Source organism: Bradyrhizobium sp. SZCCHNPS1003, assembly GCF_032381555.1.
GTDB lineage: Bacteria > Pseudomonadota > Alphaproteobacteria > Rhizobiales > Xanthobacteraceae > Bradyrhizobium.
The window spans coordinates 57,629-81,882 of sequence record NZ_JAUHIU010000022.1 but is presented as its reverse complement, the minus strand read 5'-3'; the positions used below and the strand labels follow the sequence as shown (position 1 = coordinate 81,882).

The 24,254-nt window shown below is 66.3% G+C and carries 22 protein-coding genes and 1 pseudogene; 11 read left to right on the top strand and 12 right to left on the bottom strand.

The window, feature by feature from the left end:
• Positions 1 to 44: 44 nt before the first annotated feature.
• From tkt to QX126_RS29145, 3 genes are read right to left on the bottom strand one after another with little or no spacing between them, the layout of a single operon-like run.
• A complete protein-coding gene (gene tkt, locus QX126_RS29155; protein ID WP_315785542.1) occupies positions 45 to 2,096 on the bottom strand; it encodes a transketolase in 2,052 nt (683 codons plus the stop codon).
• On the bottom strand, positions 2,093 to 2,968 hold the full coding sequence (locus tag QX126_RS29150; protein ID WP_315733741.1) for a phosphoribulokinase: 876 nt from the start codon (positions 2,966 to 2,968) through the stop codon (positions 2,093 to 2,095). The genes tkt and QX126_RS29150 overlap by 4 nt, the downstream gene beginning before the upstream one ends.
• Positions 2,969 to 3,003: 35 nt before the next feature.
• The gene (locus QX126_RS29145) at positions 3,004 to 4,047 is read right to left on the bottom strand and encodes a class 1 fructose-bisphosphatase (RefSeq protein ID WP_315785540.1); all 1,044 of its coding nucleotides are present in this window, start codon (positions 4,045 to 4,047) and stop codon (positions 3,004 to 3,006) included.
• A 136-nt stretch (positions 4,048 to 4,183) separates the two neighbouring features.
• Between QX126_RS29145 and QX126_RS29140 the strand changes: the two genes are divergently transcribed.
• Both QX126_RS29140 and ppsR read left to right on the top strand, forming a co-directional pair.
• On the top strand, positions 4,184 to 5,104 hold the full coding sequence (locus tag QX126_RS29140) for a LysR family transcriptional regulator (RefSeq protein WP_315755203.1): 921 nt from the start codon (positions 4,184 to 4,186) through the stop codon (positions 5,102 to 5,104).
• A gap of 475 nt (positions 5,105 to 5,579) precedes the next feature.
• Entirely contained in the window at positions 5,580 to 6,953 is a 1,374-nt protein-coding gene (gene ppsR / locus QX126_RS29135; RefSeq protein ID WP_315785537.1) for a transcriptional regulator PpsR, read from the top strand.
• 5 nt (positions 6,954 to 6,958) lie between these two features.
• Here ppsR and QX126_RS33625 read toward each other — a convergent pair.
• From QX126_RS33625 to hutI, 4 genes and pseudogenes are all read right to left on the bottom strand, one after another.
• Positions 6,959 to 7,165: pseudogene (locus QX126_RS33625) on the bottom strand (magnesium chelatase ATPase subunit I); the annotation flags it as partial.
• A 38-nt stretch (positions 7,166 to 7,203) separates the two neighbouring features.
• Positions 7,204 to 8,874, bottom strand: coding sequence for a urocanate hydratase (gene hutU / locus QX126_RS29125; protein ID WP_315785534.1), 1,671 nt, complete (start codon positions 8,872 to 8,874; stop codon positions 7,204 to 7,206).
• Positions 8,875 to 8,883: 9 nt separating this feature from the next.
• Positions 8,884 to 10,431, bottom strand: a complete 1,548-nt coding sequence (gene hutH / locus QX126_RS29120; RefSeq protein WP_315785532.1) for a histidine ammonia-lyase — start codon at positions 10,429 to 10,431, stop codon at positions 8,884 to 8,886.
• Positions 10,428 to 11,639, bottom strand: a complete 1,212-nt coding sequence (gene hutI, locus QX126_RS29115; RefSeq protein WP_315785530.1) for an imidazolonepropionase — start codon at positions 11,637 to 11,639, stop codon at positions 10,428 to 10,430. Before hutI ends, hutH begins: the two co-directional genes overlap by 4 nt.
• Positions 11,640 to 11,728: 89 nt before the next feature.
• Here hutI and QX126_RS29110 point away from each other — a divergent pair, with 89 nt between their 5' ends.
• The 5 genes from QX126_RS29110 to QX126_RS29090 all read left to right on the top strand — a co-directional run bounded on the left by QX126_RS29110 (position 11,729) and on the right by QX126_RS29090 (position 16,670).
• Complete coding sequence (locus tag QX126_RS29110; RefSeq protein ID WP_315785527.1) at positions 11,729 to 13,087, top strand: formimidoylglutamate deiminase; 1,359 nt, start codon at positions 11,729 to 11,731, stop codon at positions 13,085 to 13,087.
• Positions 13,084 to 13,821, top strand: coding sequence for a histidine utilization repressor (hutC, locus tag QX126_RS29105; RefSeq protein ID WP_315785525.1), 738 nt, complete (start codon positions 13,084 to 13,086; stop codon positions 13,819 to 13,821). The genes QX126_RS29110 and hutC overlap by 4 nt, the downstream gene beginning before the upstream one ends.
• Before the next feature lie 127 nt (positions 13,822 to 13,948).
• Positions 13,949 to 14,893: an ABC transporter substrate-binding protein gene (locus QX126_RS29100; protein WP_315785522.1), complete on the top strand. Its 945-nt coding sequence runs from the start codon at positions 13,949 to 13,951 to the stop codon at positions 14,891 to 14,893.
• Between the two features lie 221 nt (positions 14,894 to 15,114).
• Positions 15,115 to 15,888, top strand: coding sequence for an ABC transporter permease (locus QX126_RS29095; RefSeq protein WP_315785606.1), 774 nt, complete (start codon positions 15,115 to 15,117; stop codon positions 15,886 to 15,888).
• Positions 15,885 to 16,670 (top strand): ABC transporter ATP-binding protein, encoded by a 786-nt coding sequence (locus tag QX126_RS29090; protein WP_315785520.1) that lies wholly within the window; start codon positions 15,885 to 15,887, stop codon positions 16,668 to 16,670. Before QX126_RS29095 ends, QX126_RS29090 begins: the two co-directional genes overlap by 4 nt.
• Positions 16,671 to 16,686: 16 nt before the next feature.
• Here QX126_RS29090 and QX126_RS29085 read toward each other — a convergent pair whose 3' ends face one another.
• Entirely contained in the window at positions 16,687 to 16,998 is a 312-nt protein-coding gene (locus QX126_RS29085; protein ID WP_315733763.1) for a DUF190 domain-containing protein, read from the bottom strand.
• A gap of 11 nt (positions 16,999 to 17,009) precedes the next feature.
• On the bottom strand, positions 17,010 to 17,993 hold the full coding sequence (locus tag QX126_RS29080; protein WP_315785519.1) for a sodium-dependent bicarbonate transport family permease: 984 nt from the start codon (positions 17,991 to 17,993) through the stop codon (positions 17,010 to 17,012).
• A 158-nt stretch (positions 17,994 to 18,151) separates the two neighbouring features.
• Between QX126_RS29080 and QX126_RS29075 the strand changes: the two genes are divergently transcribed.
• Positions 18,152 to 19,009: a LysR substrate-binding domain-containing protein gene (locus QX126_RS29075; protein ID WP_315785518.1), complete on the top strand. Its 858-nt coding sequence runs from the start codon at positions 18,152 to 18,154 to the stop codon at positions 19,007 to 19,009.
• On the opposite strand, the gene QX126_RS29070 is transcribed toward QX126_RS29075, so the two are convergent.
• Positions 18,948 to 19,250 (bottom strand): hypothetical protein, encoded by a 303-nt coding sequence (locus tag QX126_RS29070; RefSeq protein ID WP_315785515.1) that lies wholly within the window; start codon positions 19,248 to 19,250, stop codon positions 18,948 to 18,950. The two genes, QX126_RS29075 and QX126_RS29070, sit on opposite strands and share 62 nt — an antisense overlap.
• 17 nt (positions 19,251 to 19,267) lie before the next feature.
• Positions 19,268 to 20,029, bottom strand: a complete 762-nt coding sequence (locus tag QX126_RS29065) for a DUF899 domain-containing protein (protein WP_315785512.1) — start codon at positions 20,027 to 20,029, stop codon at positions 19,268 to 19,270.
• A gap of 86 nt (positions 20,030 to 20,115) precedes the next feature.
• Between QX126_RS29065 and QX126_RS29060 the strand changes: the two genes are divergently transcribed.
• The gene (locus QX126_RS29060; RefSeq protein WP_315785510.1) at positions 20,116 to 21,336 is read left to right on the top strand and encodes a helix-turn-helix domain-containing protein; all 1,221 of its coding nucleotides are present in this window, start codon (positions 20,116 to 20,118) and stop codon (positions 21,334 to 21,336) included.
• A 33-nt stretch (positions 21,337 to 21,369) separates the two neighbouring features.
• Positions 21,370 to 22,014: a PQQ-binding-like beta-propeller repeat protein gene (locus QX126_RS29055; RefSeq protein ID WP_315733775.1), complete on the top strand. Its 645-nt coding sequence runs from the start codon at positions 21,370 to 21,372 to the stop codon at positions 22,012 to 22,014.
• Positions 22,015 to 22,059: 45 nt separating this feature from the next.
• Here QX126_RS29055 and QX126_RS29050 read toward each other — a convergent pair whose 3' ends face one another.
• On the bottom strand, positions 22,060 to 23,190 hold the full coding sequence (locus tag QX126_RS29050; RefSeq protein ID WP_315785508.1) for a hypothetical protein: 1,131 nt from the start codon (positions 23,188 to 23,190) through the stop codon (positions 22,060 to 22,062).
• A 229-nt stretch (positions 23,191 to 23,419) separates the two neighbouring features.
• Here QX126_RS29050 and QX126_RS29045 point away from each other — a divergent pair, with 229 nt between their 5' ends.
• Positions 23,420 to 24,241, top strand: a complete 822-nt coding sequence (locus QX126_RS29045; RefSeq protein ID WP_315785505.1) for a sugar phosphate isomerase/epimerase family protein — start codon at positions 23,420 to 23,422, stop codon at positions 24,239 to 24,241.
• Positions 24,242 to 24,254: the final 13 nt, after the last annotated feature.

Below are 24,254 nucleotides of genomic sequence, written 5' to 3'. Positions count from 1 at the left end.
GTTGATCTCCGTTCCTGTTTCGATGTTCTGTTCTGTGACGCGGCTCAGGAAGCCCGCGCCCGGATGATGTTGCGCATGGCCGCATCGGCGACCGCCGCAGGCGTGATGCCGAATTCGCGATACAGCACCTCGGCCGGCGCCGAGGCGCCAAAGCCCTGCATGCCGACGAACTCGCCGGCATCACCGAGCCAGCGCGCCCAGTCGCCCTCGATCGCAGCTTCGACCCCGATGCGTGGCGCATGGCCGAGCACTTCGGCGCGATACTCTGCCGACTGCTTGCGGAACAATTCGAAGCACGGCGCCGACACCACCGCCGCCTGGACGCCTTCGGCCGCCAGCAGCTTGGCCGCCTCCAGCGCGATGGCCACCTCCGAGCCGGTCGCAATCAAAGTCACGTCGCGACCGGCCTCGGGCTCGATGACCACGTAAGCGCCGAGCGCTACCTTGTTGTGATCCGATGCCTCGGTGCGGAACGCCGGCAGCGCCTGCCGCGACAGGCACAGCACTGACGGCGAGGTCTCCGCACGCAGCGCGCAATCCCAGGCTTCCGCCGTCTCGACCGCGTCGGCCGGGCGGAATACCAGAAGGTTCGGAATGGCCCGCAAGCTCGCGACATGCTCGACCGGCTGATGCGTCGGGCCGTCCTCGCCGAGGCCGATGGAATCGTGGGTCATCACGTGGATGACGCGGATGCCCATCAGTGCGGCCAGGCGAATCGCCGGCCGGCTGTAGTCGGCGAACGCGAGGAAGGTGCCGCCGTAGGGAATGAAGCCGCCATGCAGCGCGATGCCGTTCATGGCCGCGGCCATCGCATGCTCGCGCACGCCATAGTGGATGTAGTTGCCGTCCATGGTCGCTGATGTGACCGACTTGTGCGTCTTGGCCTTGGTGAGGTTGGAGTGAGTGAGATCCGCCGAGCCGCCGAGCAGATTGGGCAGCACCGTCGCGATGACATCGATGACGTTCTGCGAGGCCTGGCGGGTGGCGATCTTCGGCCGCTCGGCCGTGAGCTGCGCGATGAACTGCGCCATGCGCTCGGTATAGGCGGCTGGAAGCTTCTTGTTCAGCGCGTCGTGGCAGGGCGACCGGTCCGCGGTGCACAGCTTGCGCGCACGCTCCTTCCAGGCCTGGCGCACGCTGCGGCCTCGCGCGCCGATCTCGCGCCAGCTCACCAGCACGTCGGCCGGCACCTCGAACGGACGGTGGGGCCAGTGCAGTGCCGCGCGGGTCTTCTCGACCTCCTCCGGCCCAAGCGGCGCGCCATGCGCCTTCTCCGAGCCCTGCCGTCCGGGTGAACCGAAGCCGATCGTCGTCCGGCACGCGATCATGCTGGGACGATCGCTCTGCCGCGCCGCTGCGATCGCCGCAGCAATCGCTTCCGGATCATGGCCGTCGATGCGGCAGGTCGTCCAACCAGAGGCGGCAAAGCGCGCCAGCTGATCGTCGGAGCATGCCAGTCCGGTCGAGCCGTCAATCGAAATGCCGTTGTCGTCGAACAGCACGATCAAACGATTCAGCTTGAGATGACCCGCGAGCGAGATCGCCTCGTGACTGATGCCCTCCATCAGGCAGCCGTCGCCGGCGATCACATAGGTGTAGTGATCGACCAGATCGTCGCCATAGCGCGCGTTCATCAGGCGCTCGGCGAGCGCCATGCCGACCGCCGTCGCGATGCCCTGCCCCAGCGGACCGGTCGTGGTCTCGACGCCCGGCGTGTGGCCATATTCCGGATGCCCGGGCGTCTTGGCGCCCCATTGCCGGAACTTCTTCAGCTCATCGATCGTGACCGTCTCATAGCCGGTCAGATGCAGCAGCGCATAGAGCAGCATCGAGCCGTGTCCGGCCGACAGCACGAAACGGTCGCGATCGGGCCAGGCCGGATCGGCGGGATCGAACTTCAGGAAGCGCTGATACAGCACAGTGGCGACATCGGCCATGCCCATCGGCATGCCGGGGTGGCCCGACTTCGCCTTTTCGACGGCGTCGATCGCGAGGAAGCGGATGGCATTCGCCATCTCCGCATGGCTGGGATCGGCCTTAATATCGGTCTTGCTATCAGTCTTGGGGGCCAGCGTCTGCACGGCGGTGGCGGTCATAGCGTGCGCCTCTTTCGGTCCATCAGTTGCATGATCATGGGGGTGAGAATGAGCTGCATGGCGAGATCGAGCCTGGAACCATGGATCACGATCGAATTCGCGCGCGACATGAAGCTGCCCTGGATCATCGAGAGCAGATAGGGAAAGTCGATGCCGCGCGGATTCTTCAGGCGGATGACGACCATCGACTCGTCGGGCGTGGGAATCCAGCGCGCGATGAAGGGATTCGACGTGTCGACCGTCGGTACACGCTGGAAGTTGATGTCGGTCTCGGAAAACTGCGGAATGATGTAGTTCACATAGTCCGGCATGCGCCGCAGGATTGTGTCGGTGACCGCCTCGGTGGTATAGCCGCGCGAGGCACGGTCGCGGTGCAGCTTCTGGATCCATTCGAGATTGATGACCGGAACGACACCGATCTTGAGGTCCGCATGCTGGGCAATGTTGACCGTCTCGGTGACGACAGCGCCATGCAGGCCTTCGTAGAACAGAAGATCGGACTCTTCCGGCAGCCGCGTCCAGTCGGTGAAGTTGCCGGGCCTTGTGTCGTAGAGCCGCGCCTCCTCCTCGTCATGGACGTAGTGGCGCGTCATGCCCGTGCCGGTCTCGGAGTAATCGCGGAAGGTCTTCTCGAGCTCCTCGAACAGGTTGGTGTCGGGGCTGAAATGGCTGAAGTGCTTGTTGCCGAGTTCGGCCTCCTCGACCATCTTGCGGCGCATCTCCTCGCGATTGTAGCGATGGAAGGCATCGCCCTCGATGTAGGCCGCCTTGACGTTCTCGCGGCGGAAGATGTTCTCGAAGGTCTTCTTGACGGACGTGGTGCCGGCGCCCGACGAGCCCGTGATCGAGATGATGGGATGACGACGTGACATGACTTTTCTCCGGAAGGCGCGTTCGGCAGGCAGGCTCAGCGGAACAGGCCGCGCCGCGCGAACAGGGGCGCATCGCTGGTTTCGAACAGCGGCTCGACACCCTCGTGCAGCTGGTCGACGTCACGAACAAGGCGAACGTCGCCCATGATCAGCGGCGCGCGCTGATGCGGCGAGCGCGCCGACAGTTCGAGAATGCGCGAACGGCCGCTCGAGGCCGAGCCGCCGGCCCATTCCATGATCAGCGCCATCGGATGCGCCTCGTAGACCAGCCGCAGCCGGCCCTCACGATAGCCGGGGCGGGAGTCGGCCGGATAGAGGAACACGCCGCCGCGCATCAGGATGCGATAGGCCTCGGCGACCAGCGAGGCGATCCAACGCATGTTGAAGTCGCGGCCGCGCGGGCCCGCGGCGCCCGCCAGGCATTCGTCGACATAGTTGCGCACCGTCCCGCTCCAGTGCCGGCGGTTCGAGGCGTTGATGGCGAACTCCGGCGTATCCTGCGGGATGCGGATTCCGGACTTGGCGAGCATGAACTCGTGCAAGGTCGGATGCAGGACGTAGAGATCGACGCGGCGGTCGATCGCGAGCACCAGGCAGGTCTGCGGTCCGTAGACGAAAAAGCCGGCGGCACGCTGCGCGGTGCCGGGCTCGAAGAAGCTGGAGAGCACGTCGCGGCCGCGCAGCCGGATCGAGAAGATGGTGCCGACCGAGATGTTGTTCTGCAGGTTCGAGGAGCCGTCGAGCGGGTCGATCGCCACGCAAAGTGGGGCAGCAGCGTTGACCGTTTCCGGCCGATCGACCTCTTCGGACAGGATGCCGGCGACAGGAGCCCGGCGCAGCGCATCCCGCATCAGATTGTCGGCGACGATGTCGAGCGCCTTCTGGACGTCGCCGTCGGCGTTCACGGTGGCGGCGCCTTCGTCGACGCCGGACAGCGGCGCGATAGCGATCTGCCGCGCGAGCTCGCGCGCCGCCTCGGCCAGAGCCTCGATGACCGCGGCACAATCGGCGTCGGCACCCTGCGCCGCCAGATGTGCCTGCAATGTCTGATGATGATCCATGGGCCACTCCCTTGCCATCAGCCCATTCTTTGGAGAGCTTGATGCGTGCGGCACGAAGGGGTCGTGCCGCACCCCCATCAAGGCCCGGTTTGCGTGATTAGGGAAATTTCATTATCTTTGGATCGACAAAAGTTTTCCTTATATCGAGGGTTCCATGAGCCGGCGCTTCTCACGCGACCTCACCATTCGCCAGCTGCGCGCGCTCGCAGCCGTGCAGGAGTCCGGATCGGTCACCTCCGCGGCCGGCCGTCTTCACCTGACGCAGCCTGCGGTCACGCTGCAAATTCGCAACCTTCAGGAGCTCGCCGGCCTGCCGCTGATCCAGCGCACCACCGACGGCATGATTCTCACCGAAGCCGGACGCAGCGTGCTGGCGCTGGCCGAACGCGTCGAGGCGGCGCTGCAGGATTGCGAGCAGGCGCTCGACATTTTGGCGGGGCGCAGCGGCGGCAGGGTCGCGATCGGCGCGGTCAGCACGGCGAAATATTTCGTTCCCTTCGCCATAGCGGAATTCTCGCGACGGTTCCCCAAGATCGACGTCACCCTGCGGATCGGCAATCGCGACACCATCCGCGAAGCGCTCAGAGGATACGATCTCGACATCGCCATCATGGGACGGCCGCCGGCGGACATTCCCGTCGACATGCGGCCGATGGGCAAGCATCCGCATGTCATCGTCGCGCCGGCGGGGCACCGGCTCGCGCGCCGAAAACGGATCGCGGCCGCAGAGCTCGCGGGCGAGGTGTTCATCACGCGCGAGAGCGGCTCGGGAACCCGCATGCTGATGGAGACCTTCCTGGAGAAGCACGGTCTGCATCTCAAGACCAGCATGGAGATGGACAGCAACGAGACCATCAAGCAGGCCGTCATCGCCGGCCTCGGCATCGCCTTCATCTCGCAGCACACGGTGTCGCACGAGCTCTCCGAGGGCCGCCTGGTCACCTTGAAGGTGCCCGGACTGCCCGTGATCCGGCAATGGCATGCGGTACGGCGCGCCGACAAGCTGCTGCTGCCGCCGGCGCAGGCCATGCTGGATTTCCTCGGCAAGGAGGGCGCACGGTTCCTGCCCCGTTGACGGCGCGGTGAGGGACCGGCGTGGTGGCACCGTGCGCGCGCACGTCGATGTGCGCGCGCACCAGACCTCACGCGGCCTGCGCCAGCCCTATCTCGGCCCAGATCGCCGAGAGTGCCGTCGGCCGAAATTGCCAACACGACCGTCGCAACCACACCCGCTCTCAGCATCCTGCGTTGTTCCGATTTTCCGAGTCCTCGCGCAGCTATTCCTTACAGTGATTAGTGCAATGAATACTTGTCATGCCATGTGTCGATGAAATGATCGCTGAAAACGAGCGATCAAGCCGCAGTTTGAGCATGCGGCGGGCGCAGGGATACAGTTGGAAGTATGTGCTTGTAAATAAGCCTTGACACTGAGGGCGCAGCATGGACTGTCGAGTCTCTCAAGACGTTAGCGGGATGCGACCTAGCGCCTCAAGATGCACACCGACGGCGTCGGCCGTGGTCCTTGAGCGTCTCCAACGGGTGCCTAGACCATGGCCGAATTTCACGGTCCACGCGCCGACGTGACATTACTGCTCGACATGGACGGCGTGATCCGTGAGGCGACGCTGTCTCCCAACATGTCATCCGAAAATGTCGACGTGTGGCTTGGCCGTCCCTGGTCCGAGATCGTCGACGGTGCGAGCGAGAAGATCGAACGCATCATGCAGGACACCAAGCGGACCGGCATTTCCGCATTCCGCCAGATCACGCAGCGCTTCCCCAGCGGCCTCGAACTTCCGATGGAATTCACGACTGTACTGCTCGGCGGTCGGGCTGGCATGCTCGCGATCGGCAAGAACCTGCAGGCCGTGGCCGAGCTGCAGGCCCGGCTGATCTCGGCCCAGCAGACCATCGAGCGCGACTATTGGAAGCTGCGCGAGATCGAAACGCGCTACCGGCTCGTGATCGAGGATTCCAACGAGGCCGTACTGCTGACGAAGGTCCGGGATCTGCGCATCGTCGAAGCCAACCGGACCGCGGCCTCCGCGCTGGGGGCATCCGGCCGCCGCAGGGACAATCTGGTCGGCCGCGAGTTTCTGCAGGAGATTCCAGCCACTGACCGCGAGCTGGTTGAACAGATGCTGAGACGCGTGCGCGACCAGGGCAAGGCGCCCGGCATCGTGGTCCATCTCGGCGCAGAGGCCGTCCCCTGGATGCTCAGGGGATCCCTGATGACCAGCAATACCGGGCCGATGTTCCTGCTGCAGATGGCGCCGATCGGCAAGGCTGCGCAGCCTGGCCTCGTTCCGGACAATCCCGAAGCGCTGATCGACAGCCTCCCCGACGCCGTCATCAGCATCGACGGCGGCGGTGCCATCAAGCGCGCGAATCGCGCGTTTCTGGAACTGGTCGAGATCGGGTCGACGGAGGCGGTCATCGGCGAGAAGCTGAGCCGCTGGTTGACGCGCCCAGGCGCCGACCTTTCGGTCCTGATCTCCAACGTCGAGCGCCACGGCACCGTTCGGCTGCTATCCACGACCATCCAAGGCGAGCTCGGCACCGAAACGGAGGTCGAGATCTCGGCTGCGGCCTATGGTCTGGACGGCCATCCCCGGATTGCGCTGGTGCTGCGCAACGTCGCCAGGCGGCTGTTGCCGACTGCGGAGCATGACAACCTCAGGGTCGCGCTGGCCGCCCTGAACGAATCCGTCGGCAAGACTCCGCTGCGCAAGCTGGTGAAGAGCACGGTCGAGGTCGTTGAACAGCATTACGTCCGTGCCGCGCTCGAGCTCGCCAATGGGAATCGGACGTCGGCCGCCGAAATTCTTGGTCTCAGCCGCCAAAGCCTTTACGCCAAGCTCGATCGGTATGACCTCAGCCAACCAGAAGAAAGCGACGACGAGGAAACCGAAAAGGGGAGCTAGTTGCCCGCTGCGAGCGCGCGGACCGCGGTCGACTTGCCGGCGCCGCGATCGCCAAAGGCCAGCACGCCGCCGACCTTCGGATCGTCGACAGCGATCATCAGCGCCAGCTTCATCTCGTCCTGGCCGACGATGGCCGAGAACGGAAGGCGATCCCCATGAGCTTCCCCTGCACCGCGACGAGTTCCCTTCGCGTTGTCAGCATGAGATCGCAATCAGGGGCCGCACTTCAACCCGTGAGGAATGCACGCCCTCAGCGTGCCAGGCTCGGCAGGTCGAGGCCGTAGGCCTCGGCGCACGCGATCGCGTCCTCGTAGCCGGCATCGGCATGGCGCATCACGCCGGTGGCCGGATCGTTCCACAACACGCGCTCCAGCCGCCGCGCCGCGTCCGGTGTGCCGTCCGCCACGATCACCATGCCGGCATGCTGCGAATAGCCGATGCCAACCCCGCCGCCATGATGCAGCGACACCCAGGTCGCACCGCTCGCGCAATTCAGGAGCGCGTTGAGCAGCGGCCAGTCCGAAACGGCATCCGAGCCGTCCTTCATCGCCTCAGTCTCGCGGTTCGGGCTCGCGACCGAGCCGGAGTCGAGATGGTCGCGCCCGATCACGATCGGCGCCTTCAATTCGCCACGGGCGACCATCTCGTTGAACGCAAGCCCGAGGCGATGACGATCGCCGAGCCCCACCCAGCAGATCCGCGCCGGCAGCCCCTGGAACTTGATGCGCTGCCTCGCCATGTCGAGCCAATTGTGCAGGTGCTTGTTGTCCGGCAGCAGCTCCTTCACCTTGGCATCGGTCTTGTAGATGTCTTGCGGATCACCCGACAGCGCAGCCCAGCGGAACGGGCCGATGCCGCGGCAGAACAACGGGCGAATATACGCCGGCACGAAGCCCGGAAAATCGAACGCGTTGGCGAGGCCCATGTCCTTCGCCATCTGGCGGATGTTGTTGCCGTAGTCGAGCGTCGGGATGCCCATGGCGTGGAAATCCAGCATCGCCTGGACGTGGCCGACCATAGAGGTCTTCGCCGCCTGCTCGACGGCCTTCGGCTCCGACGCGCGCTTGGCCTCCCACTCGGCCAGCGTCCAGCCCTTCGGCAGATAGCCGTTGATCGGATCATGCGCGCTGGTCTGGTCGGTGACGATGTCGGGGCGCACGCCGCGGCGCACGAGCTCCGGGAAGATCTCGGCGGCGTTGCCAAGCAGGCCGACGGACACCGCCTTCTTGGTGTTGGCGGCCTCGGCCATCAGTGCCAGCGCCTCGTCGAGCGTGGCCGCCTGGCGATCGAGATAGCCGGTGCGCAGCCGCATCTCGATGCGGCTCGGCTGGCATTCGACGGCGAGCATCGACGCGCCCGCCATCGTGGCGGCCAACGGCTGCGCGCCGCCCATGCCGCCGAGGCCCGCGGTCAGGATCCACTTGCCGGCGAGATCGCCATTGTAGTGACGGCGGCCGACCTCGACGAAGGTCTCGTAGGTGCCCTGCACGATGCCCTGGCTGCCGATGTAGATCCAGGAGCCGGCCGTCATCTGGCCATACATCATCAAGCCCATTTTATCGAGCGCGTTGAAGTGATCGAGCGTCGCCCAATGCGGCACGATGTTGGAGTTGGCGATCAGCACGCGCGGCGCGTCGGGATGGGTGCGGAAGATACCGACCGGCTTGCCGGACTGCACGACCAGCGTCTGATCGGCTTCGAGCTTGCGCAGGGAGGCGACGATGCGGTCGAAGCTGTCCCAATCGCGCGCGGCGCGGCCGATGCCGCCATAGACGATCAGCTCGCTCGGCTTCTCCGCGACATCGGGATCGAGATTGTTCATCAGCATCCGCAACGGCGCTTCGGTGAGCCAGCTCTTGGCGCTGATCTCGCTGCCATGGGGCGCGCGGATCACCCGTTCATTGTCCAGGCGTCGGTTCATGGGTCCCTCTTATCCAAGCTTGGGAAACGGATCGCGTCCGAGTGCATGCGTTGCAACCGTGGCCAGCACACCGCCACCGACGAGCGCGGCCGCCTTGGCAAGATCGTCGGCCATGTAGCGGTCGTGCACCAGCGCCGGCACATGCGCGCGCAGCGCGGCAATGACAGCAGACAGCGCCGCGCTGGTGCCGTGCGGCGCTCGCAGCTCGATGCCTTGGGCGGCGACGAGCAGCTCGATGCCGATGATAGCAGCGAGATTGTCAGCCATGTCGTGCAGCCGCCGCGCCGCATGCGCGGCCATCGAGACGTGGTCTTCCTGGTTGGCGCTGGTCGGCGTGGAGTCGATCGAGCATGGCAGCGCGCGCTGCTTGTTCTCGGCGAACAAAGCCGCCGCCGTCACCTCGGCGATCATGAAGCCGGAGTTCAGGCCAGGCTCCGGCGTGAGGAACGGCGGAAGGCCGAAGTTCAGCGCGGGATCGACCAGCGTGGCGATGCGCCGCTCGCTGATGGCGCCGAGCTCGGACAGCGCCAGCGCGATCTGGTCCGCAGCGAACGCCACCGGCTCGGCATGGAAGTTGCCGCCGGAGATGATCTCGCCGGTCCCGACCAGCACAAGCGGATTGTCGGTGACGGCATTGGCTTCGGTCACCAGTGTGCGCGCCGCCTGCGTCAACAGATCGAGCGCGGCGCCTGCGACCTGCGGCTGGCAGCGCAGGCAATACGGATCCTGCACGCGCTCGTCACCTTCCAGATGCGACAGGCGGATGGCGCTGCCGTCGAGCAGCTCCGTCAGCACGCGGCCAGCTTCGATCTGACCGGGATGACCGCGCAGCGCCTGGATCTCGGGGCGGAACGGCGCGGTCGAGGCCATCGCGGCATCGACCGACAGCGCGCCGGCCGCCAGCGCGGCGTTGAGCAGATCATGCGCGCGCAACAGGCCAGCGAGCGCATAGGCCGTCGAGAACTGCGTGCCGTTGATCAGCGCGAGGCCTTCTTTCGGCCCGAGCGTGACCGGCGTCAGGCCGGCGTGCGCCAGCGCCTCGCGCCCGGGCACCAGCCGGCCATCGTGGAAGGCCTGGCCCTCGCCGATCATGACCGCCGTCATGTGCGCGAGCGGCGCCAGATCGCCGGAGGCGCCGACAGAGCCCTGCTGCGGCACGAACGGAGACACGCCGTGCGCCAGCATCGCCTGGAGCTGCTCGATGATCTCACGCCGCACGCCCGAGGCGCCGCGGCCGAGCGAAATGATCTTCAGCGCCATCATCAGCCGCACGACCGGCTCGGGCGTCGCCGGGCCGACGCCGCAGCAATGCGAGAGGATCAGATTGCGCTGGAGCTGCGCGGTCTGATCGGGCGGGATGCGCTTCGAGGCCAGCTTGCCGAAACCGGTATTGATGCCATAGACCGGCTCGGCGCCTTGCGCCGCCTTGGCGACGATCGCGGCCGCCGCCTCGACGTCAGGCCAATAGGAAGGCTCGAGCACGACCGCAGCTCCCGCATAGATCTGCGCGAGATCGTCGAGGCCGACGCGGCCGGGCGCCGCAATGATCGTGCTCATTGGCCCCTCCAGACACGCTGATGCAGCGGATTGAAGCCCATGCGGTAAACCAGCTCCGCCGGGCGGCTGATGTCCCAGATCGCGAGATCGCACCATTTGCCGGCGTCGAGCGTGCCGGTCTCAGCCGACAGACCAAGTGCGCGGGCGCCTTCGCGCGTCACTGCGGCAAGACACTCGTCGACGGTCATGCGAAACAAGGTCGCGGCCATGTTCATCGTGAGCAGCAGCGAGGTCAAAGGCGACGAGCCTGGATTGCAGTCGGTGGCGAGCGCGAGCTTCACGCCATGTTTGCGGAACAGCTCGACCGACGGCTTCTGCGTCTCGCGGATGAAGTAGTAGGCACCGGGCAGCAGCACTGCGACCGTGCCGGCGCGCGCCATCGCGGCGGCGCCGGCATCGTCGGTGTGCTCGAGATGATCGGCCGAGAGCGCGCCGAATTCGGCGGCGAGCGCAGCGCCACCGAGATTGGACAGCTGGTCGGCATGCAGCTTGACCGGCAGGCCGAGCGCTTTCGCCGCGGCAAATACCCGCGACGTTTGCGCGTGAGAGAAGGCGATGTTTTCCATGAACGCATCGACGGCATCGGCGAGGCCCGACCTTGCGACCGCCGGCAGCATCTCATTGCAGACGAGATCGATGTAGCGGTCCTTGTCGCCGCCAGCCTCCACCGGCAGCGCGTGGGCGCCGAGAAAGCTGGTGCGCACGCCGACCGGCCGCCGGCCGAGCGCGCGTGCTGCGGACAATTGCCGCAGCTCGGTCGCGGTCTCCAGGCCATAGCCGGACTTGATCTCGATCGTGGTGACGCCCTCGGCGAGCAGTGCATCGAGCCGCGGCAGAGCGCTTGCAGCCAGCGCCTCCTCGCTGGCGGCGCGCGTTGCAGCGACGGTCGAGACGATGCCGCCGCCAGCGCGGGCGATCTCCTCATAGCTCGCGCCCGCCAGGCGCAGCTCGAACTCATGGGCGCGGTCGCCGCCGTAGACGAGATGGGTGTGACAATCGACGAGGCCCGGCGTGATCCAGCGGCCCTCGCAGTCGATGCGCTCGGGCGCATCCGCATTGGCTGGAAAATCGGACTGCGGGCCGGCAAAGGCGATGCGGCCGTCGCGCGCAGCCACCACGCCCTGCTCGATCACACCAAGTCCGGGCTCGCTCTCGCGTAGCGTTGCCAGCCGCGCATTGTGCCAGATCCGATCGAAGCGCTCGGCCATGCTGCTGCCTCCACCTTCACGAAAGCTTGACGGGCGATATGTCTATACATAAACTCGCTTCCGCCGTTCTGTCCAGCGGGCTTTCGATCATGGCGTCACTGCACTTCGCATCCGCGCTTCTGCCCACGGGATGGGCTGAGGACGTGCAGGTCGTGATCAGCAACGGCGCGATCGCGGCCGTGACCACAGGCGTTCCATTCGCACCCGGCGACGAGCGCCACGCGCTCGCGGTTCCCGGCATCGCCAGCCTGCATAGCCACGCGTTCCAGCGTGGCATGGCCGGGCTCGCCGAGATCAGCGGACCTTCCACCGATACGTTCTGGACCTGGCGCGAGACGATGTACCGCTTCGCGCTGGCGATGAGCCCCGACGATGTCGAGGCGGTCGCGACCCTGCTCTATGTCGAGATGCTGGAGCGCGGCTTCACGCGGGTCGGCGAATTCCATTATCTGCATCATGATCGCGATGGCACGCCTTACGCCGACATCGCCGAGATGGCGGTGCGCATCGCCGGTGCAGCGCAATCATCCGGCATCGGCCTGACGCTGCTGCCGAGCTTCTATGCGCATGGCGGGTTCGGCGGCGCCGCGCCGCATGAGGGACAGCGGCGCTTCATCTGCGATGTCGATCGCTTCGAGAAGCTGCTCGCGGCGTCGCGCAGGGCTATCAGCACTCTTCCCGGCGCCAATCTCGGCATCGCGCCGCACAGCCTCCGCGCGGTGGCGCCGGATGAGCTGAGCGCGCTGTTGCCGCTTGCGGACGGCGGCCCGGTCCACATTCACGCCGCCGAGCAGGTCAAGGAGGTCGAGGACTGCTTGGCCTGGTCGGCGCAGCGTCCCGTGCAATGGCTGCTCGATCATCATGCCGTCGATGCTCGCTGGTGCCTGATCCACGCGACGCACATGACGCCGGATGAAACGGCGGCACTCGCGAGCAGCGGCGCGACGGCCGGCCTTTGCCCCATCACCGAAGCCAGCCTCGGCGACGGCATCTTCCCGGCGCGCGACTTCTTGCGCGCGCGTGGACGCATCGGCGTAGGCACCGACTCGAACGTGCTGGTCGGCGTTAGCGATGAGTTGCGCCAGCTCGAATACGGCCAGCGGCTGACGCATCGCGAGCGCAACGTGCTGACGTCAAGTCCGGATGCGTCGACGGGCCGCACGCTTCTCGATGCCGCGCTCGCCGGCGGCGCGCAGGCGCTGGCGCAATCTCTCGCCGGGCTGCAGGTGGGCGGCCGTGCCGACATCGTCACGTTCGATCTGACGCATCCTTCGCTCGCGGGGCGGACGCAAGATGCGCTGCTCGACGGCTGGATCTTCGCGACGTCGAACGACGCGATCGACTGCGTCTGGGCCGGCGGCGCCAAGGTCGTCCAGGGCGGCCACCATCGTTCGCGCGACACGGCCCGGCGCGGCTTCAACAGGGCCGTGCGGAGGCTGCTCGCATGAGCCTCGCCGATGACAGCGCCAAGCAGGCAACCGGCACGCTCTACAAGACGATCCGGCAGGACATCGAGCGCCGCATCCTCACCGGCGAATGGCCGCCGGGCCATCGCATCCCGTTCGAGCACGAGATCATGGAGCACTATGGTTGCTCGCGCATGACCGTGAACAAGGCGCTGTCGGAGCTTGCCCAGGCCGACCTGATCGAGCGGCGGCGGCGCGCTGGCACTTTCGTGCGGCGACCGCAATTCCTGTCGGCCGTGCTGAAGATCCCCGACATCCGCGCCGAGATCGGCGCGCTCGGCCGCGCCTATGGCTACGAGCTGATCTCATCGACGCGCCGCACCGCCAACGCGGCCGATCGCGAGCGCCTCGGCGTCAAGACGCCATGCAAGGTGATCGCGATCCGCTGCCGGCACAGCGCCGACAATTTGCCATTCGCGATCGAGGATCGCCTGATCGACCTCGATGCCGTCCCCGACGCGGCCAAGGCCAATTTCAAGGTCGATCCGCCCGGCTCCTGGCTGCTACATCACGTGCCATGGACCGAAGCGGAGCATGCGATCAGCGCCATCGTCGCCGACGAGGCGATCGCCGATGGGCTCGACATCGCGATCGGCGCACCCTGCCTCGTGATCGAGCGGCACACCTGGCGCCAGAACCAGCCGCTCACAGCGGTGCGGCTGGTCTATCCCGGCGAGCAGCATCGGCTTGTGGCGCGGTTCAGGGGCAGCGAATGAAACGATCAAGCGCGCCCGGCCTGAGCACGAGATTTGCAAGCACGCTTGCAGACGCAGGCGGACCGCGCAGCCTTGACGGCGCGCGAGCCGCGCGACCAGTTTCCTCCCACCGCAAAGGACGATGACGATGCGCAGATTCGGGCTACTTGCAGTAACGGCCGCGCTCCTGACTTCGACGACCGCCTACGCCGATGACGTCAAGGTCGGCATCGGCATTTCCGGCTGGACCGGCTTCGCGCCGCTGACGCTGGCGAAGGAAGCCGGCATCTTCAAGAAGAACGGCCTCGACGTCACCATCAAGAAGATCCCGCAGAAGGATCGCCACCTCGCGATCGCCGCCGGCGACGTGCAGTGCGCGGCAACTACGGTCGAGACCTGGATCTCCTGGAACGCCAACGGCGTCGCCACCAAGCAGATCTTCCAGCTCGACAAGAGCTACGGCGCCGACGGCATGGCCGTGCGCAACGACATCGCTTCCATCAAGGATCTGAAGGGCAAGACCGTCGCCGCGTCCGCACCCGGCACCTCGCCCTATTTCGGGTTGGCCTGGATGCTCAAGAAGAACGGCCTCACGGTGAAGGACGTCACCATCGTGAACTTGGAGCCGGCCGCCGCAGCGCAGGCCTTCGTCGCCGGTCAGAACGACGCGGCGATGACCTACGAGCCGTATCTGTCGACGGTGCGCGCCGCTCCCGACAAGGGCAAGATCATCGCGACCACGCTGGACTATCCAATGGTGATGGATACGTTCGGCTGCACGCCGAAGTTCCTGACTGAGAACCCAAAGGCCGCCAAGGCGCTCGCCGACAGCTACTACGAGGCGCTCGACATGATCGCCAAGGACCAGGCCAAGGCGTACGAGATCATGGGCGCGGATGTGAAGCAGAGTGGCGAGCAGTTCGGCAACTCGGCAAAGTATCTGCGCTGGCAGGACAAGGCGGCGAGCCAGAAGTTCTTCGAGACGGAGTTCAAGACCTTCAACAAGGAGGCCGCCGAGCTCCTGCTCGAGGTTGGCATCATCAAGCAGATCCCGAAAATCGAGGATCTGTATGATGCGAGCTTCATCAAGTAGGCGTTAAAGCCCGCCCCGCACAATCCGTCATTGCGAGCGAAGCGAAGCAATCCAGGGCCCAGAGTGCGACCTCTGGATTGCTTCGTCGCTTCGCTCCTCGCAGTGACGGCGTTGATGCATCTTGCCCAACAATGAGCAGGGTACTCCGAGCTCTTTCAGACTCACCATCCGCAGCCCGCAATCCTTCGCGGGCTGCATCCAACGCGAAAGCCTGATCCGTGATCCGTCCCCTCGACCCCGTCAGCGCCAGATCGAGAACCGCGCTCGGCCTCGGCTTCTTCGTCGTGTTCGTCGCCGCGTGGTCGCTGGCGACGTTCGGCGGCTATGTGCCGAAGACGTTCCTCGCCGATCCCCTGACCATGCTGCACGAGGGCTGGGATCTGCTGACCAAGTTCGGCTTCCTCTATGATATCGGCATGACCGTCTGGCGCGTCGTCGGCGGCTTCGTGCTCGCTTCCGTCATCGCCGTTCCGCTCGGCCTGTTGATGGGCGCCTACAAGCCGATCGAGGCGTTCCTCGAGCCGTTCGTGTCCTTCGCGCGCTATCTGCCCGCCTCCGCTTTCATTCCGCTGTTGATCCTGTGGGCCGGCATCGGCGAGCTCCAGAAGCTTCTGATCATCTTCATCGGCTCGGTGTTCCAGATCATCCTGATGATCACCGTGACTGTCGGCAATACCAGGCGCGATCTCGTCGAGGCTGCGTATACGCTGGGCGCCAGCGACCGCGGCATCATCGGCCGGGTGCTGCTGCCGTCCGCTGCGCCTGATATCGCCGAGGTCCTGCGCCTCGCGCTCGGCTGGGCCTGGACCTACGTCATCGTCGCCGAGCTGATCGGCTCGTCCTCCGGCATCGGCCACATGATCACCGACAGCCAGGCGTTGCTCAACACCGGACAGATCATCTTCGGCATCATCGTCATCGGCCTGATCGGGCTGATCTCGGACTTCCTGTTCAAGGCGTTCAACGCCTGGCTGTTTCCGTGGAAGCTCGCATGACCACGCTCGTCATCGACAACGTCACGCGCACCTTTCCGGCCCGCCAGGGCCATGCGCCGACACGCGCGTTGGAGCCGGTCGATCTCACGATCGGCACCAACGACTTCGTCACCATTCTCGGCCCCTCCGGCTGCGGCAAGTCGACCTTGCTGCGCATCGTCGCCGGCCTCGACCATCCGACCAGCGGCAAGGTACTGCTCGACGGCAACGAGGTGACCGGCCCCGGCGCCGATCGCGGCATGGTGTTCCAGTCCTACACGCTGTTCCCCTGGCTCAGCGTGCGCGAGAACATCGCCTTCGGCCTGCGTGAGCGCGGCGTGGCGGAGGCCGCGCGCAATGCCATCGCCGACCGCTTCATCCAGCAGATCGGCCTCAAGGGCTTCGAGAACCACTGGCCCAAGCAGCTGTCCGGCGGTATGCAGCAGCGCTGCGCGATCGCCCGCGCGCTCGCCAACGATCCGAAGATTCTCCTGCTCGACGAGCCGTTCGGCGCGCTCGACAACCAGACCCGCGTGCTGATGCAGGAGATGCTGCTCGGCATCTGGGAGCGCGACCAGAAGACGGTGCTGTTCGTCACCCACGACATCGAGGAGGCGATCTTCCTCGGCAGCCGGGTGCTGGTGATGAGCGCGCGGCCCGGCCGCATCAAGGCCGACATCAAGATCGAGCTGCCGCATCCGCGCTCCTACAAGGTCAAGACCTCGCCGGAGTTCGTGGCGCTCAAGGAGCGGCTGGTCGAGGAGATCCGCGCCGAGGCGCTGAAGGTAGCGGCGGAGGCGTAATCCCCGCCGCGCCCGATCAGAACCGCTCGGGCCTGACCACCTCGACATCGGACACGGTGACGAGGCCGATCTGATGCTGGACCACGGCAAAGACGGCGTCGAGGACGGCATCGACGCGGCCGCCATCGACGATGCACATGATGGCCGCCATCTGGCCGACCTCCGAGACCTGACCGCCGGCCGACCAGGGGCCGGACTGGCCGCGCCCGGCGATCACCGGCAGCACGGAGTAGCCGGTCACGCCGGCCTGGTCGAAGCGCTCGGTGACCCGGCGCAGCAGCGGCATCTCGATGATCAGGTCGATACGCTTCTTGGCGAATGTCTTCATCGTCCCCTCCCTCATTTCACGGCGCCGGCGAGCATCGTCGCAGCGCCGATATAGAGCGGAATGCCGACCAGCAGGTTGAACGGAAAGGTGATCCCGAGCGAGAGCGTGAGCGGGATCGCCGCATTGGCCTCCGGCAGCGCCAGCCGCAGCGCCGCGGGCACGGCGATGTAGGACGCGGAGGCCGCGAGCGTCATCAGCACGGCGGCCGAGCCGGCCGATAGCCCGATGGCGCTCGCGAGCAGAGCGCCCAGCGTCGCGCCGATCAGCGGCATCAGCACGGCGAAGCTGCACAGCGGCACGCTGAGATATTTGCGGCCGTGCTGCAGGCCGCGGCCTGCGATCAAGCCCATGTCGAGCAGGAACACGCAGAGGAAGCCTGGGAACAGATCGACCAGGAACGGCTTCACCGTCGCGAGCCCCCTGGGGCCGGTGATCATGCCGACCAGGAAGGCGCCGAGCAGAGTGACCACCGAGCCGTTCAGCATCACCTCGCGCCACATCGAATGCCCGTCCCCCGTTTCAGTCTTGCGATGCGGACGCGCGAGCTGCAGTGCTGACACGATCGCGGGCGTCTCCATCGCAGCCGCGACCGCGACCATGTAGCCCGCGAACGGCAACGACACGAGATTGAGCGCGCCGGTGACGGCGGCAAATGTCACCGCCGAGATCGAGCCGTAGTGTCCGGCCACGGCCGCGGCGTCGACCGGCGACAGCCGGCTCATTCGCGTCAGCAGCAGATAGGCCAGAATCGGCGTGAAATATGACAGCAGGACGCCGGCGCAGATCGCGGCGACCAGATCCCAGCTCATGCCGTGATGCGCGACCTCGACACCGCCGCGGAAGCCGATCGACATCAGGAGATAGAGCGACAGCAGCTTCGCCACCGCCTCAGGCACGGTGAGATCGGACTTCGCCAGCGCGGCGGCGAGGCCGACCACGAAGAACAACACCATCGGCGACAGCAGATTCTGAAACGCAAGTTCGGTCAGCCCCATGAAGCCCTACTCCGCATCGGGCGGACGGCCTCTGGTGCCGGCCTCCGCCCTCCAAGGGCGCCACCAATGGGCGCCGGCCGCACTTGCAGCAAATGGCGATAATTTGTAAAATTGATTATTGAAACCTTTACCATTGTGTTTCTCAATCATGACCGCCCATGCCGAAGACGTTGACCAATCTCGACATCGACCTCGTGCGCACCTTCGCGACCATCGCGCGGCTCGGCAGCTTCACCCAGGCCGCCGAGCGGCTCGGACGCCAGCAATCGACGATCTCGCTGCAGATCGGGCGGCTCGAAAGCGCGGTCAACGCCAAGCTGCTGGAGCGCTCGCCGCGCGCGGTGGCACTGACCACCGAGGGCAAGCTGTTCCTGGACTACGCGCAGAAGCTGCTCGACCTGAACGACGAGGCGGTGGCGCGGTTCGGCGAGCCGATGATGACCGGCGTGGTGCGGCTGGGGACGCCGGAGGATTTCGCGACCCGCCATCTGCCCGAGGTGCTCGCGCGATTCGCGCAGGCCTATCCGTCTGTCGCGCTCGAAGTCACCTGCGACCTGACGCTCAACCTGGTCGACCGCTTCCGCGCCGGCGATTTCGATCTGGTGCTGGTCAAGCAGGAGCCGTCGGTGCGCGCCAAGGGCCTGCGCGTCTGGCGCGAGCCGCTGGTGTGGGTGTCCGGCAGCCGCGACTTCCTGCATCACGGCGCGAAGGTGCCGCTGGTGGTGTCGCCGCCGCCCTGCGTCTACCGCAAGCGCGCCACCACGGCCCTCGACAGAGCGGGGAAGCCGTGGCGCATCTCCTACACCTGCGCCGCCTTGTCCGGCGCGCATGCCGCGGTCAAGGCCGGGCTCGGGCTCGCGGTGCTGCCGAAGGACATGGTGCCGGCAGGCCTGCACGTGCTCGACGGCCATGACCTGCCGGATCTCAAGGACACCGAGATCGCGCTGCTCGAGGTCAAGGGTCTGTCGCTGCCGGCGCAACGGCTGAAGCAGCACATCGTCCGCTCGCTCGAATAGCAACGTAGCGGCCGATGCGCTTCAACCATGGCACGAGGTGGAACGCGCTCATCAGCAAATACATCACCGTCATGTCGCCGAGCGGCGCGCCCGCCGGCATGGCCGTGCAGATCACGTCCGACCGGCCGTCACGCGCCATGGCGTTCAGCACGGCCATCAGCGCGAAGGTCGGCGCCGCAGCGAAGCGGAGACCATTGGCGATGTCGGGCATCGCGCGCATCCTGGAGTGGAAGAACGCCATGGCTTTGCTCCTGCGTGTCAGCGCTTGCCGTATTCGTCGCGGCGGCGCCACCACACGCCCTGCTCGTTGCGGCCCTTCGGTGCGCGATCGAGCCATTGATAGGCGCCCCACAGCCCATCGAGGCCGCGCGCATAGGCCGAATAGGTGTGATAGACGGCACCATCCTCGATGATGAAGGCGCTCATGCCCGGGCGATCACGCATGAAGGTCGCGCCATCCGTGCCGGTGCCGGCGGCGATCTCCGCCACCATCGCCGGCACGTCGCCAGCCCCGAGCGGAGGACTGGTGCGGTAGTTGTAGTCGGTGCCGCCCCGGCGCTGCTGCTCCTCGGTGATCGCGACGTTGAAGTCGAAGTTGAAGTCGCTGCTCGCCGATGACGCCCACGGGAAGGTCCAGCCCATCCGCGCCTTGTACGCCTTCAGCTTCGCCAGCGGCGCGCGTGACACCGCCCACAGCATCACGTCGTGATTGGCGAGATGGACCTGGAAGCCGTTGAAGCCGTCGGCAATCATCGAGCAGGACGGGCAGCCGGCCTGGAAGTCGGGTCCGAACATGAAGTGATAGACGAGCAGCTGCGAGCGCCCCCTGAACAGGTCGGGCAGCGCGGCGGGTCCGTCCTCGGTGTCGAAGCGATAGGCCTTGTCGACGCGCACCCATGGCAGGGCCTGGCGGCGCTCCGCCAACTCGTCGCTGCGGCGGGTGAGTTCCTTCTCGGCTTGCAGCAGGTCGAGCCGGGCCTTCAACCAATCTTCGCGCGTCCCGGTGATATGCATGGTCATGATCGTCATCCTTTTGCGTGTTGACCGCAGCTCAGACTAGGATCGGTACGGGAGGGGCCGGGAGTGACAAGTATGGCGGGATTTGCATGGACTCGCTGATCTCAGCGGCGGCGCAGGCACTCGCTGCGGGCGATCCGCTCGGCGCATTGAACCGGGTTGCGTTGCGCGATGATCCCCCGGCGCTGGCGCTGCGCGGCATCGCGATGGCGCGGCTTGGCGATTTCGGGCGCGCGAAGGCGCTGCTGCGGCAGGCCGCGCGAAGCTTTGGCCCCAAGGCAGTTCTGGCCCGCGCCCGCTGCACCGTCGCAGAGGCCGAGATCGCACTCGCAGCGCGCGATCTCGGCTGGCCGACCAAGTCGCTCGCAGCGGCGCGTGAGACCCTGGAGCAGCAGGGCGACCGCGCCAATGCCGCCTATGCGCGCAGCCTAGAGATCAGGCGCATGATTCTGATCGGGCACCTCGATGACGCCGAGCGCAGCCTCGCCGAGCTCGATCCCTCGCCGCTTCTGCCGGCCGCGCGCACGATCTACGAGCTCATCGTCGCCGGACTGGCCTTGCGCCGTCTACAGACGAAGACCGCGCGATCGGCGCTCGAGCGCGCGACGCGGTCGGCGCGGCAGGCCCGCATTCCGGAGCTCCAGGCGGAGATCGAGCGGGCCTCGTCGGCGCTGTCGGCGCCGGCCGCGCGGATGATCCTGCGCGGCGAGGAACGCCTGCTGCAGCTCGACGACGTCGAATCGCTATTCCGGTCGGATGTGCTGATCATCGATGCCTGCCGATTGGCGGTACGCCGGGCGAGCCAGATCGTGTCGCTGGCGCGGCGCCCGGTGCTGTTTGCACTCGCCCGGCGGCTGGCCGAGGGGGTCCCCGATGATGTGCCGCGGGCCGCACTGATCGCGCATGCATTCCGCGGCAAGGAAGCCGACGAGTCGCACCGCGCCCGCCTGCGCGTCGAGATCGGACGGTTGCGCCAGCTCCTCCATGGCCTGGCCGATATCAATGCCACGCGCGACGGCTTTGCCCTGGTGCCGTGTCGCGATCACGACGTCGTCGTCCTCGCACAGCCGATCGAGGACGACAATGCCACCGTGCTTGCTTGCCTCGCCGACGGTGAGGCATGGTCGAGCTCCGGCCTTGCGCTGGCGCTGGGCGCGAGCCAGCGGACGGTGCAGCGTGCCCTCGATGGACTGGCATCGTCCGGCAGGGTCCAGTCGTTCGGTCGGGGCCGCGCGCAACGCTGGACCTGCCCCGTCGTGCCGGAATTCGCGACCGCGTTGTTACTCCCGGCGTGGTCGTCGCTCGACTAGCGTGGGTCCATCGGAAAAAGTGGGATGGCAGACATGACACGAGCAACCGCAGAGATCATTCGCGAGTACGGCCCGTTCGACGACGCCGAGCGCGTCAACGGCGTCAGCTATGACGGCCGGCAGGTGTGGATCGCGACCGGCAACAGCATCAAGGCGTTCGATCCGGCCGACGGCGCGGTACGGAAGTCATTGGATATCCCCTCGCATGCCGGCACGGCGTTCGATGGCCGGCACCTCTATCAGATTGCCGAAGATCGCATTCACAAGGTCGATCCCGATAATGGCCGCGTGCTCGCGACGATCCCGGCGCCGTCGGGAGGCGGGGACTCGGGGCTCGCCTGGGCCGAGGGATCGCTCTGGGTCGGCGCCTATCGCGATCGCAAGATCCACCAGATCGATCCCGCGACCGGGCAAATCCTGCGCAGCATCCCGTGCACGCGTTTCGTCACCGGCGTCACCTGGGTCGATGGCGAGCTTTGGCATGGCACCTGGGAAGACGACGTCAGCGACATCAGGCGCATCGATCCCGCGACCGGCGAGGTGCTCGACCAGCTCGACATGCCTGCTGGCACCGGCGTCTCCGGCATGGAATCCGACGGCGGCGAGACGCTGTATTGCGGCGGCGGCGGCAGCGGCAAGGTCCGCGCCGTCAGGCGGCCGAAGCGGTCGCGAGGGTGAGCCGGCAAATCGACCCGCGGACGGCGTAGCGAAGGGAAGGCAGCCCTATTTCCCGATCGACGTATAGGCCGCCTTGCGGAAGTTGGCGTTGGCTTCCTCGCGGGTCTGCAGCTGCTGGCCACCGCCGCCACCGGCCGGCTTGGTCGGCGTGACCACCGAGAACAGGACGAAGCCGCCGGCCTTGCGCGGGAAGATGAAGTATTCGGCGATGTCCGACTTCTCGCTGTCCTCGCAGGAGGACATGCCGCGGAACACGACGGCGCTGTCGACCAGTTCGCTGTTGCGCGCCGAGATGAACTTGCCCTTGCAGTCGCGCGCGTCGTTGCCGATGATCGTGGCGGCGACTTCGAGGCCGTCGACATTCCGCTGCGGCGGCACGATCCGAACGAACCCGGTGGCGTTGTCGGCCTTCCAGGCGACCCCGCCCGATGTCAACCACACTGGCCGTTCGCCCCCGCCCAGAATGGCCGGATGCGACAGCGCGGCTTTGAGAATGAAGTTGGAGGCGATCTGCATCGCTTCCAATTGCAACTCGGGAGAGTCCTCCGACGCCCGCGCCGGCTGCGTGCTCGCCGTCGCGGTGGCGGCGGGCGGCGCTCCCTGACGCTGCGCCGAGGGAGCGCCGTGCTGCACGGTGAAATTCGTCGCGGCCGCCATTCCGCCGGCATTGATCATGCGCACGCAATTCGCCAGCGACGGCAGCAGCACGGACGTGCCGTTCAGATCGAACTGGAACAGATTGCCCTGCGCGAAGGCCGACATCGTCCGTGCCGCCCTGAACGCCTTGATCAGGCTGGAGTCGTTCGGCATCGGCACGACGACCATGTTGGCCGACCATACCGAGCCCTCGACATTGTAGGAATTGCGCCCGTCGAAGCTGAGCACGATGGGAAACTTCTGCCCCTGCGAGAGCGACCAGCCGGGATGGATGAAGGCGAGAGCCCAGTTGAAGGTCGGCAGCGCCAGAACACCGAAATTGATGCCGCTCTTGTAGCTGGCGGAAGCGATGCAGCTCGAGAATTTTCCGGTGTTGTCGTCGGTGTAGGCGCCGCCCGACCAGCCCGCGACGGAGATGGAGCCGTAAGGCCCCTTCGCATGCGCAGGCTCATTCAACGCAGCTGTCGCCAGCGCCAGGAGCGAAAGCATCGTTCCAACGATCGTACGCCGCACCGTCATCCCAATTCCCCGTTTTCGCCGCATTGTTGCAATTCCCGCGGCTACGTCAAGTAGCAGCGAAGAACGTGCGACTACCCCAGGGATTGCGAGGCCGACCGGCCTCGTGCCCACGAAGGCACAACATGTCGCGGACGTCCTCCACAGCCCTTCATGGGAGCGTCATCGAACTCCGCTAGCGCTTGCCGGGTCTCACGCAGGCCAAGGGCTTCCTCGAAAGGGTTTCCTCGACATGACCACCACGCTGCCGGTGCTCGGCGCCGCCCTCTCCGTCAAGTCCATTCCGGCTCATCGCGACTGGCTGCTCGAACGTCAACGCGATCTCGAGATCCAGGACTTCTTCCGAGCGGACCTTCTCGACAGCGACTGGCGCAGCACCGCCAAGGAGATCAAGTCGATGCTGTCGGGTCACTCGGGTCGGCTGGGCATCCACGGCCCGTTCTGGGGCTTCAAGATCGACAGTCACGACCCGATGATCCGCCGCGCCGTGACCAAACGCCTGCTGCAGGGGCTCGAGTTCGCCGAATTTCTCGGCGCCACCCAGATGGTGATCCACTCGCCGTACACGACCTGGGATGCCAACAACATCGACATGCTGCCGGACAATCGCGAGGCGCTGATCGAGCGCGTGCGGGCGACCTTGACCGACGTCATTGCCTCTGCCGAGCAGGCCAACTGCGAGATCGTGATCGAGAACATCGAGGACAAGAACCCGCAGGATCGCGTTGGACTGGCGAAGGCGCTGGGCAGCAGCAAGGTGCGGGTCTCGCTCGACACCGGCCATGCCAACTACGCGCACCATTCGACCGGCGCGCCACCCGTCGACTACTACGTCGATTCTGCCGGCGACATGCTGACCCATGTCCATCTGCAGGACACCGATGGCTACGCCGACCGCCACTGGGCGCCGGGCGAAGGCAATATCCGCTGGGTCGCCGTGTTCCGCGCGCTCGCCCGACTCAATTCCAACCCGCGCCTGATCCTCGAACTGCGCAACCACGATCAGGTCAGGGACGGCGCTGCGCATCTCGCTTCGCTCGGCCTGGCCGTCTAGGCCGATCCGTTTC